Annotated in this window: 16 protein-coding genes; 11 read left to right on the plus strand and 5 right to left on the minus strand. The window is 60.4% G+C overall.

Annotated features, from left to right (window positions below; all coding sequences use genetic code 11):
- The first annotated feature begins 77 nt into the window (after positions 1 to 77).
- The 5 genes from phoB to proY all read left to right on the plus strand — a co-directional run bounded on the left by phoB (position 78) and on the right by proY (position 6,367).
- Positions 78 to 767: a phosphate response regulator transcription factor PhoB gene (gene phoB, locus V8N38_RS04650; protein WP_004940438.1), complete on the plus strand. Its 690-nt coding sequence runs from the start codon at positions 78 to 80 to the stop codon at positions 765 to 767.
- A gap of 24 nt (positions 768 to 791) precedes the next feature.
- Positions 792 to 2,108, plus strand: coding sequence for a phosphate regulon sensor histidine kinase PhoR (gene phoR, locus V8N38_RS04655; protein ID WP_004940434.1), 1,317 nt, complete (start codon positions 792 to 794; stop codon positions 2,106 to 2,108).
- A gap of 14 nt (positions 2,109 to 2,122) precedes the next feature.
- On the plus strand, positions 2,123 to 3,085 hold the full coding sequence (locus tag V8N38_RS04660; protein WP_147839385.1) for a PstS family phosphate ABC transporter substrate-binding protein: 963 nt from the start codon (positions 2,123 to 2,125) through the stop codon (positions 3,083 to 3,085).
- 485 nt (positions 3,086 to 3,570) lie between these two features.
- Positions 3,571 to 4,887 carry a branched-chain amino acid transport system II carrier protein gene (gene brnQ, locus V8N38_RS04665; protein ID WP_147839386.1) on the plus strand — a complete coding sequence of 439 codons (1,317 nt, stop codon included), beginning with the start codon at positions 3,571 to 3,573 and terminating at the stop codon, positions 4,885 to 4,887.
- A 73-nt stretch (positions 4,888 to 4,960) separates the two neighbouring features.
- Entirely contained in the window at positions 4,961 to 6,367 is a 1,407-nt protein-coding gene (gene proY / locus V8N38_RS04670; protein ID WP_019454218.1) for a proline-specific permease ProY, read from the plus strand.
- 32 nt (positions 6,368 to 6,399) lie between these two features.
- Here proY and V8N38_RS04675 read toward each other — a convergent pair whose 3' ends face one another.
- Complete coding sequence (locus V8N38_RS04675) at positions 6,400 to 6,663, minus strand: hypothetical protein (protein ID WP_147839387.1); 264 nt, start codon at positions 6,661 to 6,663, stop codon at positions 6,400 to 6,402.
- 132 nt (positions 6,664 to 6,795) lie between these two features.
- Positions 6,796 to 8,052, minus strand: a complete 1,257-nt coding sequence (locus tag V8N38_RS04680) for a mechanosensitive ion channel family protein (protein WP_049270771.1) — start codon at positions 8,050 to 8,052, stop codon at positions 6,796 to 6,798.
- Positions 8,053 to 8,299: 247 nt separating this feature from the next.
- Here V8N38_RS04680 and malZ point away from each other — a divergent pair, with 247 nt between their 5' ends.
- Positions 8,300 to 10,123, plus strand: coding sequence for a maltodextrin glucosidase (gene malZ / locus V8N38_RS04685; RefSeq protein ID WP_060423330.1), 1,824 nt, complete (start codon positions 8,300 to 8,302; stop codon positions 10,121 to 10,123).
- 53 nt (positions 10,124 to 10,176) lie between these two features.
- Here the strand turns inward: malZ and ggt are convergent, their stop codons facing one another.
- The 3 genes from ggt to V8N38_RS04700 form a co-directional block, all read right to left on the minus strand.
- On the minus strand, positions 10,177 to 11,940 hold the full coding sequence (gene ggt / locus V8N38_RS04690; protein WP_070915531.1) for a gamma-glutamyltransferase: 1,764 nt from the start codon (positions 11,938 to 11,940) through the stop codon (positions 10,177 to 10,179).
- Between the two features lie 234 nt (positions 11,941 to 12,174).
- Positions 12,175 to 12,777, minus strand: coding sequence for a peroxiredoxin C (locus V8N38_RS04695; RefSeq protein ID WP_019454212.1), 603 nt, complete (start codon positions 12,775 to 12,777; stop codon positions 12,175 to 12,177).
- A 229-nt stretch (positions 12,778 to 13,006) separates the two neighbouring features.
- On the minus strand, positions 13,007 to 13,588 hold the full coding sequence (locus tag V8N38_RS04700) for an ACP phosphodiesterase (RefSeq protein WP_046688353.1): 582 nt from the start codon (positions 13,586 to 13,588) through the stop codon (positions 13,007 to 13,009).
- Positions 13,589 to 13,708: 120 nt separating this feature from the next.
- Here V8N38_RS04700 and queA point away from each other — a divergent pair, with 120 nt between their 5' ends.
- The 5 genes from queA to secF all read left to right on the plus strand — a co-directional run bounded on the left by queA (position 13,709) and on the right by secF (position 19,193).
- Complete coding sequence (gene queA, locus V8N38_RS04705; protein WP_016928878.1) at positions 13,709 to 14,779, plus strand: tRNA preQ1(34) S-adenosylmethionine ribosyltransferase-isomerase QueA; 1,071 nt, start codon at positions 13,709 to 13,711, stop codon at positions 14,777 to 14,779.
- Between the two features lie 72 nt (positions 14,780 to 14,851).
- Positions 14,852 to 15,976 (plus strand): tRNA guanosine(34) transglycosylase Tgt, encoded by a 1,125-nt coding sequence (gene tgt, locus V8N38_RS04710; protein WP_033647322.1) that lies wholly within the window; start codon positions 14,852 to 14,854, stop codon positions 15,974 to 15,976.
- Between the two features lie 33 nt (positions 15,977 to 16,009).
- The gene (gene yajC / locus V8N38_RS04715) at positions 16,010 to 16,342 is read left to right on the plus strand and encodes a preprotein translocase subunit YajC (protein ID WP_004940391.1); all 333 of its coding nucleotides are present in this window, start codon (positions 16,010 to 16,012) and stop codon (positions 16,340 to 16,342) included.
- Between the two features lie 24 nt (positions 16,343 to 16,366).
- The gene (gene secD, locus V8N38_RS04720) at positions 16,367 to 18,214 is read left to right on the plus strand and encodes a protein translocase subunit SecD (protein ID WP_071845295.1); all 1,848 of its coding nucleotides are present in this window, start codon (positions 16,367 to 16,369) and stop codon (positions 18,212 to 18,214) included.
- Between the two features lie 10 nt (positions 18,215 to 18,224).
- On the plus strand, positions 18,225 to 19,193 hold the full coding sequence (gene secF, locus V8N38_RS04725; protein ID WP_060423338.1) for a protein translocase subunit SecF: 969 nt from the start codon (positions 18,225 to 18,227) through the stop codon (positions 19,191 to 19,193).
- Positions 19,194 to 19,233 lie beyond the last annotated feature (40 nt).

The raw sequence follows: 19,233 nt of genomic DNA on the forward strand, positions 1-19,233 counted from the left end.
CTTTTTTTCATAAAAGTGTCACAAAACTGACGCATAATGGCGCCCGCAAAGTCGCTAACACATTGGCAGGATTGACGATGGCAAGACGCATACTGGTGGTGGAAGACGAAGCGCCGATCCGTGAGATGGTGTGCTTTGTGTTGGAACAGAATGGTTACCAACCGTTGGAAGCCGAGGATTATGACAGCGCCGTGACGCGCCTGTCTGAGCCGTTCCCTGATTTGGTGTTGCTCGACTGGATGTTGCCCGGCGGTTCCGGCATTCAGTTTATCAAACATATGAAGCGCGAAGCGCTGACCCGCGATATTCCGGTCATGATGCTGACCGCGCGCGGCGAAGAGGAAGACCGCGTGCGCGGCCTGGAAGTGGGGGCGGATGATTATATCACCAAGCCGTTCTCGCCCAAGGAGCTGGTGGCGCGCATCAAGGCGGTCATGCGCCGCATTTCACCGATGGCGGTGGAAGAAGTGATTGAAATGCAAGGGCTGAGCCTGGATCCGTCCTCCCACCGCGTGATGGCTAACGATCAGGCGTTGGACATGGGGCCGACCGAGTTCAAGCTGCTGCACTTCTTTATGACCCACCCAGAGCGGGTTTATAGCCGTGAGCAGTTGCTTAATCACGTCTGGGGCACTAACGTTTATGTGGAAGACCGTACCGTTGACGTGCATATCCGTCGGCTCCGCAAGGCGTTAGAAACCAGTGGGCATGATAAAATGGTTCAAACCGTTCGGGGCACCGGCTACCGGTTCTCAACGCGCTACTGATCGCGCCGCGCTGGAGAATATGCCGTGTTAGAACGTCTGTCGTGGAAGAGGCTGGCTCTGGAGCTGGCTCTTTTTTGTCTGCCCGCCTTACTGCTGGGGCTGATTTTCGGTTATCTGCCCTGGTTCCTGCTGGCCTCCGCGCTGGCTGCGCTGGTGTGGAATTTCTACAACCAGCTCAAACTCTCCCATTGGCTGTGGATCGACCGCAGCATGACGCCGCCGCCCGGCCGCTGGAGCTGGGAGCCGCTGTTCTATGGCCTGTATCAGATGCAGCAGCGCAATCGCCGCCGCCGGCGCGAGCTGGCGCTGCTGATCAAGCGCTTTCGCAGCGGGGCCGAATCGCTGCCTGATGCGGTGGTGATGACCACCGTCGAAGGCAATATCTTCTGGTGTAATGGGCTGGCGCAGCATCTGCTCGGCTTCCGCTGGCCGGAAGACAACGGCCAGCACATCCTCAACCTGCTGCGCTATCCGGAATTCAGCCACTACCTGCAGCAGCAGGAGTTCTCGCGCCCGCTGACGCTGCAGCTGAACAACGAACACTACGTCGAATTCCGCGTAATGCCTTACTCCGAAGGGCAGCTGCTGATGGTGGCGCGCGACGTCACCCAGATGCGCCAGCTGGAGGGCGCGCGGCGCAACTTCTTCGCCAACGTCAGCCATGAGCTGCGCACGCCGCTGACGGTGCTGCAGGGCTACCTGGAGATGATGGGCGATGAAGAGCAGGACGGCTCGCTGCGCAGCAAGGCACTCAGCACCATGCAAGAGCAGACCCGTCGGATGGACGGGTTGGTCAAGCAGCTGCTGACGCTGTCGCGCATTGAGGCGGCGCCCAATGTCGACATGAACGAACGGGTGGATATCCCGCTGATGCTGCGGGTGTTGCAGCGCGAGGCGCAGTCGCTGAGTGGTGGCAATCACGAGATCACCTTCCGGGTTAACGAACAGCTCAACGTGTTCGGTAATGAAGACCAGTTGCGCAGCGCGGTGTCTAACCTGGTGTACAACGCGGTCAACCACACGCCGAAGGGCACCCATATCGAAGTGAGCTGGCAGCAGACGGCGCACGGCGCGCAGTTCCAGGTCAGCGACAACGGGCCGGGCATCGCCGCCGAACACCTTCCGCGCCTGACCGAGCGTTTTTACCGCGTCGACAAGGCCCGTTCGCGCCAAACCGGCGGCAGCGGGCTGGGGCTGGCGATCGTCAAACACGCGCTCAGCCATCACGACGCGCGGCTGGAGATCCTCAGCGAGCCGGGGATCGGCACACGCTTTATCTTTACCTTACCCAACCGGTTGATTGTTCCCGCCGCTTTATCAGAGAATGCGGTGAAAAATTAACGCGAGACACCGGTATGACCCGAATAACCCGAGGGCTGTTGCTTTGCCTGGCGCTGCTGGCCGGACGCGGCGCGCTGGCGCAGCCCGATGGCATGTTGGCGGGCAACCTGTCCAGCGTCGGCTCCGACACCCTGGCGAATCTGATGGCGCTGTGGGCGCAGGATTTCAGCCGGCATTACCCCAACGTTAACCTGCAGATCCAGGCCGCCGGCTCGTCGACCGCGCCGACCGCGTTGGCGGCGGGCGCCGCGCAGCTGGGGCCGATGAGCCGGCCGATGAAGGCCGCCGAGGTTTCGGCGTTCGAACACCGTTACGGCTATGCGCCGGTGGCGGTGCCGGTGGCGGTGGATGCGCTGGTGGTGTTGGTGCATCAGGACAACCCGCTGCGCGGCCTCAATCTGCAGCAGCTCGATCGCATTTTCTCCGCCACCCGGCGCTGTGGCGAAAGCAAACCGCTGACGCGCTGGGGCGAGCTGGGGCTCAGCGGCGACTGGGCGACGCGCTCGCTGCAGCGTTTCGGCCGCAACTCGGCATCCGGCACCTACGGCTATTTCAAACTGCGCGCGCTGTGCGGCGGCGATTTTATGCCGCGCGTCAATGAGCTGCCCGGTTCGGCCTCGGTGGTGCAGGCGGTGGCCGGTTCGCTCAACGGCATCGGCTACGCCAGCATCGGTTTTCGCGCCAGCGGCGTGCGGCTGCTACCGTTGGCGGAGTCGGGAGAGGACTATGTCGCGCCTACCGCCGCCAACGTGCGCAACGATCGCTACCCGCTGTCGCGCTATCTGTATATCTACATCAACAAAGCCCCCAATCAACCGCTGGAGCCGCTGACCGCCGCGTTCCTCGATCGCGTGCTGTCGACCGCAGGGCAGAGCCTGGTCAATCACGACGGCTATTTGCCGCTGCCGCCGGGCGCCTTGCAGAAGACCCGTCAGGCCCTCGGGCTGCAGCCGCTCGCGTCGGCCACGGTGCAATAAGCGACAAAAAGCGGCGTAATTTTCGCCTTTTTTCACGGCCAAATGGAGCTTATACCACGCGAAAACCGGGCATTTACTGGCGTTTTCGCGCGGTAAAGTGGTATATGCTTCACGTTTCGTGAATTCGTTGTTCAAAAATGATACAAATCATGTAGTGTATATTTATTGATAGCCAATATGATCGACTGGTGGCTAAAGTTTATATGGTCGATAGCTCTGCTTTTCGCCGTGTGGCTTGCCTTGAAGCGCTATAAACGTTTACCTTAGCCCTCGTTGTCGGATTAAACCTCCATTTTTATAACTCCTAAAATTTTGCCCATCTTCATGAGCGGCCACTTTCGAATAGGGACATAAACGCCGGATCGACTGCGTTTAGGGTGCTTATTTGGCGCTGCAACGATCGGGCATGCCGGCAACCGGGTGGGGCGTTACGCCACCACGCTATCGGACAATTTTTTTCATTTGAACAGGCAACACGACATCGTATGAGTCATCGTTTAACGTCAAAAGATATCCTGGCACTGGGCTTCATGACCTTTGCCTTATTCGTTGGGGCTGGGAACATCATCTTCCCGCCGATGGTCGGCTTGCAGTCCGGTGAACACGTCTGGACCGCGGCGCTGGGCTTCCTGATCACCGCCGTCGGTCTGCCGGTCATCACCGTCATCGCGCTGGCGCGCGTCGGCGGCGGCATCGACGCCCTCAGCTCACCGATCGGCCGTGGCGCCGGCCTGCTGCTGGCGACCGTCTGCTACCTGGCCGTCGGCCCGCTGTTCGCCACGCCGCGTACCGCCACCGTGTCCTTTGAAGTGGGTATCGCCCCGCTGACCGGCGACGGCGCCATGCCGCTGTTCATCTACAGCCTGGTGTACTTCGCGCTGGTGATCGGCATCTCCCTGTATCCGGGCCGCTTGCTCGACACCGTCGGCCACGTGCTAGCACCGCTGAAGATTGTGGCGCTGGCCGTATTGGGCATCGCCGCGTTGCTGTGGCCTGCCGGCGCGCCGATCCCGGCGACGGCGGCTTACCAGAGCGTGCCTTTCTCCTCCGGCTTCGTTAACGGCTATCTGACCATGGATACGCTGGGTGCGCTGGTATTCGGCATCGTTATCGTCAACGCGGCGCGCTCGCGCGGCGTGAAAGACGCCGGTCTGTTGACCCGTTACACCATTCTGGCCGGTTTGATCGCCGGCGTGGGCCTGACGCTGGTTTACCTGAGCCTGTTCAAGCTGGGCTCCGGCAGCGGCGCGCTGGTGCCTGACGCCACCAACGGTGCGGTGATCCTGCACGCTTACGTTCAGAACACCTTCGGCGGCCTGGGCAGCTTCTTCCTGGCGGCGCTGATCTTCATCGCCTGTATGGTGACCGCAGTCGGCCTGACCTGCGCCTGCGCCGAGTTCTTCGCGCAATACCTGCCGTTCTCGTACAAGACGCTGGTATTTATCCTGGGCCTGTTCTCGATGGTGGTGTCCAACCTCGGCCTGAGCCACCTGATCCAGATCTCCATTCCGGTGCTGACCGCGATTTATCCGCCGTGCATCGTGCTGGTGGTGCTGAGCTTCACCCTGCGTTGGTGGCACAGCGCGCCACGCATCATCGCGCCGGTGATGCTTGTCAGCCTGTTGTTTGGTATCCTTGACGCGGTGAAAGCCTCCAGTTTCCAGCAGCTGCTGCCGGCCTGGACCACTCACCTGCCGCTGGCAGAGCAGGGGTTGGCATGGTTGCCGCCTTCGCTGCTGATGCTGGTGCTGGTCGCGATTTATGATCGGGTGTGCACGCGTTCCCGAGTGACCGCGCACTGATAATTCCCCGGCTTAATCCAGGGCCACGGACATGTCCGTGGCTTTTTTACGTTTAAAACTATGGGTCATCTTCATGCAACAACAGTCACCCACCACGGCCCCCGACAATAAGCTGAAACGCGGCCTCAGTACGCGTCATATCCGCTTTATGGCGCTGGGATCGGCCATCGGCACCGGGTTGTTCTACGGCTCGGCGGACGCCATCAAAATGGCCGGCCCGAGCGTGCTGCTGGCTTACCTGATCGGCGGCATCGTGGCCTTTATCATCATGCGCGCACTGGGGGAGATGTCGGTCAACAACCCGCAGGCCAGCTCGTTTTCCCGCTACGCGCAGGACTACCTCGGCCCGATGGCGGGTTACATCACCGGCTGGACCTACTGCTTTGAAATTCTGATCGTCGCCATCGCCGACGTGACCGCCTTCGGCATCTATATGGGGGTCTGGTTCCCGGAAGTGCCGCACTGGATCTGGGTGCTGAGCGTGGTGCTGATCATCGGCGCCATCAACCTGATGAGCGTCAAGGTATTCGGCGAGCTGGAGTTCTGGTTCTCGTTCTTCAAGGTCGCCACCATCATCATCATGATCGCGGCCGGCATCGGCATCATCATCTGGGGCATCGGCAACGGCGGGCAACCGACCGGCATTCATAACCTGTGGTCGAACGGCGGCTTCTTCAGCAACGGCTTTATCGGCATGATCCTGTCGCTGCAGCTGGTGATGTTCGCTTACGGCGGCATTGAAATCATCGGCATCACCGCCGGCGAAGCCAAAGATCCGAAAAAATCGATTCCTAAAGCCATCAACTCGGTGCCGTGGCGCATTCTGGTGTTTTACGTCGGCACGCTGTTCGTCATTATGTCTATCTACCCATGGAACCAGGTGGGCACCAACGGCAGCCCGTTCGTGCTGACCTTCCAGCATATGGGCATCACCGTGGCGGCGGGCATTCTCAACTTCGTGGTGATCACCGCTTCGCTGTCGGCGATCAACAGCGACGTGTTCGGCGTCGGTCGCATGCTGCACGGCATGGCCGAGCAGGGCCACGCGCCGAAGATGTTCAGCAAGGTGTCGAAACGCGGCATTCCCTGGGTGACGGTGGTGGTGATGATGCTGGCGCTGCTGCTGGCGGTATACCTCAACTACATCATGCCGGAGAGCGTGTTCCTGGTGATCGCGTCCCTGGCGACCTTCGCCACCGTGTGGGTGTGGATCATGATCCTGTTCTCCCAAATCGCCTTCCGCCGCAGCCTGAGCAAAGAGCAGGTGAAGCAGCTGGCGTTCCCGCTGCGCGGTGGGGTGTTCACCTCGGTGGTGGCGATCGTGTTCCTGGTGTTCATCATCGGCCTGATCGGCTACTTCCCGACCACGCGCGTCTCGCTGTACGCCGGCCTGGTCTGGGTGGTATTGCTGCTGGCGGGATACTGGTTTAAGGTCAACCATCAGAAAAAACGCGCGCCGCTGGCGACGCAGCAAGACTAAATGGAAAAACACCGGCTGAGGCCGGTGTTTTTTTAGCGTTTGTCTTCCACTTCATCCTCCCCGGCGGCGCGCGCTTCGATACGCATGTCGCCGCCGTTAAGGCGTTCTTCCTCTTCCTCGCCGGCGCAGCGCGCCAGCACTTCGCGAATGTCCTGCATGTTGCTGCTGAGGGCGCTCAGCGAAGGTTGCAGATTGCGGGGCATGCGGCTTTCGTCCAGCGAAGCGCTGTGCAGGCAGCCGATAAACAGCAGGGTGGCCATCAGGGCAAACAGCCGATGACGTAACCGTTTCAGCAAGGGCTTTCCCTCTCGGTGGTGAAGGTGATGGCGCATTAACGCCGTTTTCGCCGGGGAAAAGAAGGGGATGGAGATATCTGCTGGCAATTGAAAGAACATCATTACCAGCAGACACAGTTACGTCAGCCGACGTCAGGAAGCGTTCGCGTTTTGTAGAAGCATACCGCGCAGGTCATTGCCGGTTGGCGTTTGATGCACGCGCAGGCCGAACTCGTCGATCACCGCCAGAATATGGTCGAAAATATCCGCCTGAATGCTTTCATACTCCGCCCAGACCGTGGTGTTGGTGAAGGCGTAGATTTCCAGCGGCAGGCCTTCCGGCGTCGGCGCCAGCTGGCGCACCATCAGCGTCATGTTCTGGTGAATGCGCGGGTGAGCGCGCAGATAGGCTTCCAGATAGGCGCGCAGCGTGCCGAGGTTGGTCAGGCGGCGGCCGTTGAGCGGCGAGGCCAGATCGACGGCGATCTCCTGGTTATGCTGGCTCAGCTCCTGGGTCTTGACGTTCAGGTAGCTGTGCAGCAGCGGGTTGCGCTGCAGGCGGCGCTGTTCCTCTTCCGACAGGAAGTGCACGCTGCCGGTGTCGATATTCAGGCTGCGTTTGATGCGACGCCCGCCGGATTCCGACATCGACCGCCAGTTTTTGAACGAGTCGGAGATCAGCGCGTAGGTGGGAATGGTGGTGACGGTGTTGTCCCAGTTACGCACTTTGACCGTGGTCAGGCCGATGTCGGTGACCGCACCGTCAGCGCCGTATTTCGGCATTTCCAGCCAGTCGCCGATCTTCAGCATATCGTTGGCGGAGAGCTGAATGCCGGCCACCAGCCCGAGGATCGGATCCTTGAACACCAACATCAAGACCGCGGTCATGGCACCCAGGCCGCTGAGCAGCAGCAGCGGCGATTTGCCCATCAGCAACGAAACGATCATGATGCCGATCAGGATCGCCGCCACCAGTTTCAGGCCCTGGAAAATGCCGCGCAGCGGCAGCTGATTGGAGATCGGACTTTGGCGCAGCAGCGCCAGCAGCGTATCCAGCAGCGAGAACAGCGACAGCAGGGTGAAGGCGAGGATCCACACCTGCGCGGCGGTGACGATCACCGCCTGGGTCTGGCTGCCGCTCTGCAACCACAGCGTCGCCTGGATGCTGATGATCACCCCTTGCAGCAGCAGCGCCACGCGCTGGAACAGTTTGTATTGGGTGATGGCCTGTTGCCAGACGCGCTGCGATTGCTGGCCACGGCGCTGAAGGGCGGCCAGCACCACCCGGTGCAGCACCAGGTGGATCGCGACCGAGATCAGGACAATCAACCCCAATACCATCAACAGCGACATCACTCCGCCGAATTCCAAACCAAACTGTTCCAGCCAGCGCGTTATCTGTTGTTGCATTACCGCTCCTTAAAAAATGCGCAAAAAATATCCTGTAAACTTAAAACGCGTTAGCCTAAGGGGTAACGTGCAGGATTTGTGCCTGTTTACCTTTTTTTACATCGGGTTAGCGTTATTTTTCGGTCTCCGCCCCCCGGCTCATCCCCGGGTTTTGCGGCCAGAGAGGAGGGGGAGTTGCACTTAACGTGGCATTGTTCGCTTCTTGAAGAACGCCGTCGATTTCGTTTGGTACAGCAGGAGAAACAGTATGCTTAACGCCTGGCATCAACCGGTCCCGCCTTTTGTGGTGAAGCAAGGGCAACGTTTGGATATCACGCTGTGGTTACAGGGGGATGAACTGCCGGAACGGGTGTTTTTGCGCGCCGAACCGGACAACGAAGAGTGGCTGCTGGTGATGAAAGCGCAGCGCCACGAGGGAATGCGGCGCTACCAGGCCAGCCTGACGCTGAATGAGGGCGAGCCGACGCGGCGTTACTGCTTCAAGCTGCTGTGGGCCGATCGCCAGCAGTGGTTCGGCCCGCAGGGCTGGTCGCCAACGCCGCCGGGCCAGCTGGCGCAGTTCGCCGTCGACGAGCCCGACCATGGCCCCGAGTGGGTGGCGGATCAGCTGTTCTACCAGATTTTCCCCGATCGCTTCGCCAGCAGCGGCGGCGAGCACGGCATCCAAAGCGGCAGCTACCGCCATCACGCGGCCGGCGCCGAGGTGATTCGGCGTGACTGGCAGCACCCGTTGGAGGATCGCCACGCCGCCTCGACCTTTTACGGCGGCGATCTGGACGGCATCAGCGCCAAACTGCCGTATTTGCAGCAGCTGGGCGTGACGGCGCTGTATCTGAACCCGATTTTTACCGCGCCGAGCGTGCATAAGTACGATACCGAGGACTATTACCAGGTCGATCCGCACTTTGGCGGCAACGCGGCGCTGCAGCGTTTGCGAGTGAGCACTCACAAGGTGGGCATGAAACTGGTGCTGGACGGGGTATTCAACCACACCGGAGACTCGCATCCGTGGTTCGACCGCCATCGCCAGGGCGAAAACGGCGCCTGTCACCACCCTGATTCACCGTATCGCGGCTGGTTCAACTTTTACCCGGACGGCCGCGCGCTCGACTGGAAGGGCAACGCCAGCCTGCCGAAGCTCAACTTCGCCGAGCCGCAGGTGGCGGAAGCGATCTATCGCGGGGAAGGCAGCGTGGTGCGCCACTGGCTGCGCCCGCCGTACAGCATCGACGGTTGGCGGCTGGACGTGGTGCATATGCTGGGGGAGAACGGCGGCGCCACCGGCAACCTGCACCACCTGGCTGGCATCTATCAGGCGGTGAAGCAGGAGAACCCGCAGGCCTACGTCTTGGGCGAGCACTTCGGCGATGCGCGCCGCTGGCTGCACGCCGGCGTGGAGGATGCGGCGATGAACTACATGGGGTTCGCGCTGCCGGTGCGGGCATTTTTGGCGGGGCTGGACGTGGCCTATCACCCGGTGCGGCTGGACGCCGCCGGGTGCGCGCAGTGGATGGACGGTTACCGCGCCGGGCTGCCGCACGGCCGCCAGCTGATCCAGTTCAACCAGTTGGACAGCCACGATACCGCGCGTTTTCTCACGCTGTTGCAGGGGAACGCGGCGCGCATGCAAATGGCAGCGGTGTGGTTGCTGAGCTGGATTGGCGTGCCTTGTCTCTACTACGGCGATGAGATTGGTCTGGACGGCGGCAACGATCCGTTCTGCCGCAAGCCGTTCCCGTGGGACGTCGGCGACTGGGACCGGCCGCTGTTGGCGCTGTTCCAGCGCATGGCGGCGCTGCGTAAACAGAGCGTGGCATTGCGTCGCGGCGGCTGTCAGGTGCTGTATGCCAGCGGAGAAACGCTGGTGTTCGTGCGCCTGTATCAGCAGGAGCAGGTGCTGGTGGCGCTGCAGCGCGACGGCAGCGGCCAGGCGCAGCTGCCGCACAACCCGCTGTTGGCGCGCGGTCCGTGGCGGCGTGTGGAAGGGCGGGGAGAGTTGAGCGAAACGGCAGGCGGGCTGCGCCTGCAGCTGGCGGAAGAGTCGGCCACCGTGTGGCGCTGCGAAGGCTAAAGCAACTGCGGGGGCCAAAGGGCCCCCGCGATAAAAGTGAGTAGGCGTTTACATCAGTAACCGACCGCAGAACCTGCCGGGCGACGCACGTCGTTGGCGCCGTACAGATAGCCTTCGCGCACCTTGCCGGAAACCGCCGAGTCGTTGCCGGAGTTGGCCGGGCTGACGCCCGCCGCGCCCGGCAAACCGACCAGAATCAGTTCGGCGGCGCCCCACGGCGTTTGCTCGACCATCTTATAGCCCATGCCGCTCAGCAGCTTCAGCGTATCGGCGGAAACGCCGCGCTGTTCGTAGTACACCTCATCCGGCAACCATTGGTGATGGATGCGCGGTGCGTCCACCGCTTCCTGCGGCGCCATGGCGTGGTCGATCACGTTCAACGCGGTCTGCAGGGTGATGGTGATGATGCGCGAACCGCCCGGTGAGCCCAGTACCATAAAGATCTTGTTGTCCTTGGTCACCAGAGTCGGGCTCATCGACGATAGTGGGCGCTTACCGGGGGCAATGCTGTTGGCTGTGCCCTGCACCAGTCCGTACAGGTTTTTCTCGCCCACTTTGACCGTAAAGTCGTCCATCTCGTCGTTGAGGAAGAAGCCGGTGCCCGGTGCGATCACCACGGCGCCGAAGCGGCCGTTGACGGTATAGGTGGTGGAGACGGCGTTGCCATCGTGATCGACGATCGAATAGTGGGTGGTTTCCGGTTTTTCATGCGGTTCCATGCCGGGCTGCACGTTTTCCGACGGCGTGGCCTTGTCTGCGACGATTTTCTTGCGGATCTGCTCGGCGTAGCTCTTGCTCACCAGCCGGTCGATCGGGTTCTTGATGAATTCCGGGTCGCCGAGGTAGGTGTTGCGGTCCATGTAGGCATGACGCATCGCTTCGGTCATGGTGTGAATGGCCGCCGCCGAGTTGAAGCCCATGCTTTTCAGGTCGTAGCCTTCCACCACGTTGAGGATTTCGCACAGCGTCACGCCGCCGGAGCTGGGAGGCGGCGCCGACACGAACTTGTAGCCGCGATAGCTGCAGGTAATCGGCGGCGTTTCGGTGACCTTGTAATTGGCGAAGTCGGCGGCGGTCAATATGCCGCCGCTCTGTTTGGCCGCCGCCTCCACCGCCTGCGGGATCTTGCCTTTATAGAAGGCGTCGGTTCCCCCTTTGGCGATGGCTTCCAGCGTATTGGCCAGATCGGTTTGCACCAGCTTGTCCCCCGGCTGCAGCGGGCTGCCGTCCGGGCGCAGGAAGATTTTGGCCGACTCGGGATCCTGTTTGAAGCGTGCGACGGTGGTGTCGAGGATATCGGTATCGGCGCGGGTCAGCACAAAGCCTTCGCGCGCCAGCCTGATAGCCGGCGCCAGCACCTGTTCGCGGCTCAGCTTGCCGTACTTCTCACGCGCGGTTTCCATCCCCAGCACGGTGCCCGGCACGCCCGCCGCCAGATAGCCGTACAGGCTGGCGTCTTTCTTTACCTTGCCGTCGGCATCCAGATACATGTTGGCGCTGGCCGCCGCCGGCGCGGTTTCACGGAAGTTGATGAAGGTGTCGGTGCCGTCCGCCAGGTGGACGGTCATAAAGCCGCCGCCGCCGATGTTGCCGCAGCAGGGGTTAACCACCGCCTGCGCATAGCCCACCGCCACGGCGGCGTCGATGGCGTTGCCGCCCATCTTCAGGATATCCACGCCGACCTGCGAGGCCAGGTGTTGCGAGGTGACCACCATGCCGTTTTTGGCTTCCACCGCCGGGTTGGATGCCGCATACAGGCTGCCGCTGACCAGCAGCGCCGCCATGGTCAGGGGTTTGCTCCATTTCTGTAAAAACATAGTTATTCCTACCCTGTCAGTTTTTTATTGTGTTGTGTTTGCTTGCCGCTGTTCACTTGCAAAGCGCGAGCCAGCGTTATTGATAGTAGCCGCAGATGGGCGTGCGCGCGGCGAGCAGGGTGGGAAATGTGAGCGGAAACAGGGAAATAAAGCACTGAAGGTGGGCGGTCTGCCCCATAAAGGGGCATAAAAAAACCGGCCGCGTGGGCCGGTTGATTCACTATCAGGCTGAAATTACAGCTTGGCAGCGTTTTCAGACAGGTATTTTGCAACGCCGTCTGGGGAAGCGCCCATACCTGCTTTGCCTTTTTCCCACTGAGCCGGGCACACTTCACCGTGCTCTTCGTGGAATTGCAGCGCGTCAACGGTACGGATCATTTCGTCGATGTTACGGCCGATTGGCAGGTCGTTAACAACCTGAGCACGCACGATGCCGTCTTTGTCGATCAGGAAGGAGCCGCGCAGCGCAACGCCGGCTTCCGGGTGTTCGATGCCGTAAGCTTTCTGGATTTCACGCTTGATGTCAGCAACCATTGCGTATTTCACTTCACCGATGCCGCCTTTGTCGACAGGGGTTTTACGCCATGCGTTGTGGACGAACTCTGAGTCGAAGGAAACGCCAACCACTTCAACGCCACGCTTCTGGAACTCTTCATAGCGGTGATCGAAAGCGATCAGCTCGGAAGGGCATACGAAGGTGAAGTCCATTGGCCAGAAGAACAGCACGGCCGGTTTGCCGTTCAGGTGCTTCTTCAGGTTGAAGTTTTCAACGATTTCGCCGCTACCCAGTACGGCAGCTGCAGTGAAGTCAGGGGCTTGACGAGTTACCAGGACCATAATTACTCCTGTAATAGGTGTTAAAGGGTGGATGTAAAAACAAGGGCCAGTATAGGGGCCGCGACTTGGTGAATAAAGGGTAAAAGACCAATCGATGAGATAGCTTTCACCTATCAAAGTCGTTGATATAATTTAGCGAGCTTTAAAAATAACCTTTTCCCACAAAAGGGCAAGCGGCAAAACGTAAATTCTTGCAAGGCGTTGCAATTTCAATGGCTTGGGCTTGACCTCAGAGCGCTTTGTCCTTCGCCTGCCGCATCATTTGCGGGTAAAACTGCCAGAACTGTGTTTCAAGCTGATGATAATGTTGCTCGACGTCGGCGAACGAGCCGGCCAGCGCATCGAGGCGCGGGCGGCGGCTGGCCATGCCCTGCAGCACCCGGGCGATGAACGGCAATTCGGCGTAGCGCTCCAGCCAGCGTTCCGGCCACAGGTAGCCGTTCAGGTTTTGAAAGCGCGGCGGCGTGAGCGGCAGAAAAGGTTCGATCTGGCTGCGGGCTTCCTGGGTAAACTGGTGCAGGTCGCGCGAAGGCTCCAGCTGCTGCCAGTGGCGCGCCAGAAAATGGTCCCACACCACGTCGAGGGTGATCGGCGCCACGCGGCGGTAGGGGGCGCTGAAATAGTCGCGGCTGGCTTTGACCTGCGGCAGGCTGTCGGTCAGCACGTCGACGCGGCGGTGCATCATGATGCCGGCCACCACGTCGGGCTGGTAGTCGGCGGCGGGGTTGCCGCGCACGAAATCGGCCAGCAGGTTGCCCAGCAGCGAGCTGTCCGCCAGCATGGCCAGGTGAAGATGAGCGAGAAAATTCATCCCTCAACTATACCCGAAGTCAGGCAAATCCTCCTTATTTCTTGCCGCTGACCGCCCCCGGCTTTAGACTAGGCCGCCTGTTTTTTACCAACCAGCCCTAAATTGAAGAAGTGAATACCCATGCGCGTCGCTGATTTTTCGTTTGAACTTCCCGAATCCCTGATTGCCCACTATCCCCAGGCCGAACGCAGCGCATGCCGCCTGCTGCAGCTGGACGGGCCGAGCGGGGCGCTGACGCACGGCGTATTCACCGATCTGCTGGATAAGCTGGAAGCCGGCGACCTGCTGGTGTTCAACAATACCCGCGTGATCCCGGCGCGCATGTTCGGCCGCAAGGTCAGCGGCGGCAAGATTGAAGTGCTGGTGGAGCGCGTGCTGGACGACCATCGCGTGCTGGCGCACGTGCGCGCGTCGAAAGCGCCGAAGCCGGGCGCCGAGCTGCTGTTGGGGGATGACGAGAGCATCGCCGCCACCATGGTAGCGCGCCACGAGACGCTGTTCGAGCTGCGCTTCAACGACGAGCGCGACGTGTTCACTATCCTCAACGCCGCCGGCCATATGCCGCTGCCGCCTTATATTGCCCGCCCGGATGAAGACGCGGACCGCGAGCTGTATCAGACGGTCTACAGCGAGAAACCCGGCGCGGTCGCCGCGCCGACCGCCGGCCTGCACTTCGACGAACCGCTGCTGGCGGCGCTGCGCGCCAAGGGCGTGGAAATGGCGTTCGTGACGCTGCACGTCGGCGCCGGCACCTTCCAGCCGGTGCGCGTGGAAACCATCGAAGATCACGTGATGCACGCCGAATACGCCGAAGTGCCGCAGGACGTGGTCGATGCGGTGCTGGCCTGCAAGGCGCGCGGCAAACGCGTCGTGGCGGTGGGCACCACCTCGGTGCGTTCGCTGGAAAGCGCCGCGGCGGCCAGCAAAGAGGCGCTGATTGCGCCGTTCTTCGGCGATACCAGCATCTTTATCTATCCGGGCTATCACTATCAGGTGATCGACGCGCTGGTGACCAATTTCCACCTGCCGGAATCGACCCTGATCATGCTGGTGTCGGCCTTCGCCGGCTATAAAAATACCATGAACGCCTATCAGCAGGCGGTGGCCGAGCAGTATCGCTTTTTCAGCTACGGTGATGCGATGTTCATCAGCCGTAACCCGCAGGCGGAAAACGAGTCCGTCGGCGGTTAATTTCCCGGGCTGCGCCCACGGCGCGGCCCCGTTTCAACGACATCAGACTGTTTCTCTGATGCTGGAGGCTTTGTGAAGTACGAACTACAAACTACCGATGGCCGCGCGCGTCGCGGCCGCCTGATCTTCGACCGCGGCGTGGTGGAAACCCCGGCCTTTATGCCGGTCGGTACCTACGGCACGGTCAAGGGCATGACGCCGGAAGAAGTGAAAGAGACCGGCGCACAGATCCTGCTGGGCAACACCTTCCACCTGTGGCTGCGCCCGGGCCAGGAGATCATGAAACTGCACGGCGATCTGCACGACTTCATGCAGTGGCATGGGCCGATCCTTACCGATTCCGGCGGTTTCCAGGTATTCAGCCTGGGGGCGATGCGCAAGATCAAAGAGGAAGGCGTGTACTTCCGCAACCCGATCAACGGCGACAAGGTGTTCCTGAGCCCGGAAAAATCGATGGAAATCCAGTATGACCTGGGTTCCGACATCGTAATGATCTTCGACGAATGTACACCGTATCCGGCCGACTGGGACTACGCCAAGCGTTCGATGGAAATGTCGCTGCGCTGGGCGGAGCGCAGCCGCAAGCGTTTCGACGAGCTGGAAAATAAAAATGCGCTGTTCGGCATCATTCAGGGCGGTGTTTACGAAGATTTACGTGATGTTTCCGTCAAAGGGCTGGTGGATATCGGCTTTGACGGGTACGCTGTGGGCGGCTTGGCTGTAGGCGAGCCGAAAGAGGATATGCATCGCATTCTTGAACACGTTTGCCCGCAAATTCCGGAAGATAAGCCACGCTATTTGATGGGCGTCGGCAAGCCGGAAGATTTGGTGGAAGGCGTGCGTCGCGGCATCGACATGTTCGACTGCGTCATGCCGACCCGCAACGCCCGCAACGGCCATCTGTTCGTGACTGACGGTGTGGTAAAAATCCGTAATGCCAAGCACAAGGATGATACTTCTCCGCTGGATAAGGACTGTGATTGCTACACGTGTCGCCATTACAGCCGCGCCTACTTGCACCATCTCGACCGTTGCAACGAAATATTGGGTGCTCGACTGAACACGATTCATAACCTGCGTCACTACCAGCGCCTCATGGCGGGTTTACGCCAGGCTATCGAAGAGGGTAAATTAGAGCAGTTTGTTGCGGATTTCTATGGTCGGATCGGCAAGCCGATTCCGCCTTTAAACGCTTGATCTAATAATTGATAACTTAATGAGGGAATTTCAATGAGCTTTTTCATTTCTGACGCCGTCGCATCCGCAGGGGCTCCGGCTCAGGGAAGCCCGTACTCTCTGATCATTATGCTGGTGGTGTTCGGCCTGATCTTCTACTTCATGATCCTGCGCCCACAGCAGAAGCGCGCTAAAGATCACAAGAAGCTGATGGACTCCATCGGTAAAGGCGACGAAGTGCTGACCACCGGCGGCCTGATCGGTCGTGTGACCAAAGTGGCCGACACCGGCATCATCGCCATCGCGCTGAACGACACCACGGAAGTGATGATCAAGCGTGACTTCGTGGCGGCCGTTCTGCCGAAAGGTACCATGAAGGCCCTGTAATCTTTTTTCCCGAAGGGAATTGCCGTGCTAAACCGTTATCCTTTGTGGAAGTATCTGATGTTGATCGTCGTGATCCTCGTCGGTCTGCTTTATGCGCTTCCCAACATCTACGGTGAGGATCCGGCCGTACAAATCACTGGCGCGCGCGGCGTCGCCGCCAGTGAAACTACGCTGGACCAGGTCCGTACCGTATTAGAAAAAGACAACATCGCGAGCAAGTCGATTGCGCTGGAAAATGGCGCCATCCTGGCTCGCTTTAAAGATCCTGACGTTCAGCTGCGCGCCCGCGAAGCGCTGGTGACCGAGCTGGGTGACAAATTCGTCGTGGCGCTGAACCTGGCGCCGGCCACGCCGACCTGGCTGGCCATGCTGGGCGCAGAGCCGATGAAACTCGGCCTGGACCTGCGCGGCGGCGTGCACTTCCTGATGGAAGTGGACATGGACACCGCGCTGAGCAAGCTGCAGGAACAGACCATGGATACCCTGCGCAGCGAGCTGCGCGAGAAGGGCATTCCTTATGCGTCTATCCGCAAGCTGGACAACAACGGCGTGGAAGTTCGCTTCCGTGACGATGCGGCCCGCGATCAGGCCATCAGCTACATCGGCCCGCGTCAGCGCGATCTGGTGCTGTCCGCCAACGGCGCCAACACCATGAAAGCCAGCCTGACGGATGCCCGTCTGAGCGAAGCGCGCGAATACGCCGTCCAGCAGAACATCACTATCCTGCGTAACCGCGTCAACCAGCTCGGCGTCGCCGAACCGCTGGTGCAGCGCCAGGGCGCCGACCGCATCGTGGTCGAGCTGCCGGGCATTCAGGACACCGCGCGCGCCAAAGAAATTCTGGGCGCCACCGCGACCCTGGAGTTCCGTCTGGTGAACACCAATGCGGACGCCACTGCGGCGGCCAACGGCCGCGTGCCTGGCGATTCCGAGGTGAAATACACCCGTGACGGCCAGCCGATCGTGCTGTACAAGCGCGTGATCCTGACCGGTGATCACATCACCGACTCTACCTCGAGCACCGACGAATACAACCAGCCGCAGGTTAACATCTCGCTGGACAGCGCCGGCGGCACGTCCATGTCCAACTTCACCAAGGACAACATCGGCAAGCCGATGGCGACCCTGTTCGTGGAGTATAAGGACAGCGGCAAGAAAGACGCCAATGGCCGCGCGGTGCTGGTGAAACAGGAAGAAGTGATCAACGTGGCGAACATTCAGTCGCGTCTGGGCAACAGCTTCCGCATCACCGGTATCGGCAACCCGAACGAAGCGCGTCAGCTTTCGCTGCTGCTGCGTGCGGGCGCGCTGATCGCGCCGATTCAGATCGTCGAAGAGCGCACCATCGGTCCAACCCTGGGTCAGCAGAACATTACCCAAGGTCTGGAAGCCTGTCTGTGGGGCCTGGTGGCGTCCATCGTCTTCATGGTGGTCTGGTACCGTAAGTTCGGCGTGATCGCCACCACGGCGCTGGTCGCCAACCTGGTGCTGATCGTCGGCGTGATGTCCCTGTTGCCAGGGGCGACGCTGACCATGCCGGGCATTGCCGGGATCGTGTTGACGCTGGCGGTGGCGGTTGACGCCAACGTACTGATTAACGAACGTATCAAGGAAGAGCTGAAGAACGGCAGGTCCGTTCAGCAGGCGATCCATGAAGGCTATAAAGGCGCGTTCTCCAGTATCGTCGACGCCAACATCACCACGCTGATCACCGCGGTCATCCTGTACGCAGTGGGCACCGGTTCGATCAAAGGCTTTGCGATCACCACCGCTATCGGTGTGGCGACGTCCATGTTCACCGCGATTGTCGGTACCCGTGCCATCGTCAACCTGCTTTACGGCGGCAAACGCATTAACAAGCTGTCTATCTGAGGAGTGCGTTGTGGCACAGGATTATACTGTTGAGCAACTCAACTACGGCCGTAAAGTCTACGACTTTATGCGCTGGGACTACGTGGCCTTCGGCATCTCGTTGCTGCTGTTGGTCGCGTCGATCGTCACCATGTCGGTGCGCGGGTTTAACTGGGGTCTGGATTTCACCGGCGGTACGGTGATTGAAATCAACCTGGAGAAGCCGGCCAATCTCGACCTGATGCGCGATACGCTGGAGAAGGCCGGGTTCCAGGATCCGATCATCCAGAACTTCGGCAGCAGCCGCGACGTGATGGTGCGCATGCCACCGGCGACCGGCACCGCAGGCCAGGAACTGGGCAACAAGGTGATCGGCGTGATCAACGACTCGGTGGATAAAAACGCCACCGTGAAGCGCATTGAGTTCGTCGGCCCGAGCGTGGGCAGCGAGCTGGCGCAAACCGGCGGCATGGCGCTGCTGGTGGCGTTGATCTGTATCCTGATCTACGTCGGTTTCCGCTTCGAATGGCGCCTGGCGCTGGGGGCGGTTATCGCGCTGGCGCACGACGTGATCATCACGCTGGGCGTGCTGTCGCTGTTCCACATCGAGATTGACCTGACCATCGTCGCGTCCCTGATGTCGGTTATCGGTTACTCGCTGAACGACAGCATCGTGGTTTCCGACCGTATTCGTGAGAACTTCCGCAAGATCCGCCGCGGCACGCCTTACGAAATCATGAACGTGTCGTTGACCCAGACGCTGAGCCGTACGCTGATGACTTCCGGGACCACCCTGATGGTGGTGCTGATGCTGTACATCTTCGGTGGCGCGATGCTGCAAGGCTTCTCGCTGGCGATGCTGATCGGCGTGTCGATCGGTACCGTTTCCTCCATCTACGTCGCGTCCGCGCTGGCGTTGAAGCTGGGGATGAAACGCGAACACATGCTGCAGCAAAAAGTGGAAAAAGAGGGCGCAGATCAGCCTTCGATTCTGCCTTAACCGCCGCAGTATTCAGCGAAATGAGAAGGAGCGCCGATGG

The organism is Serratia nevei (genome assembly GCF_037948395.1).
Lineage (GTDB): Bacteria > Pseudomonadota > Gammaproteobacteria > Enterobacterales > Enterobacteriaceae > Serratia > Serratia nevei.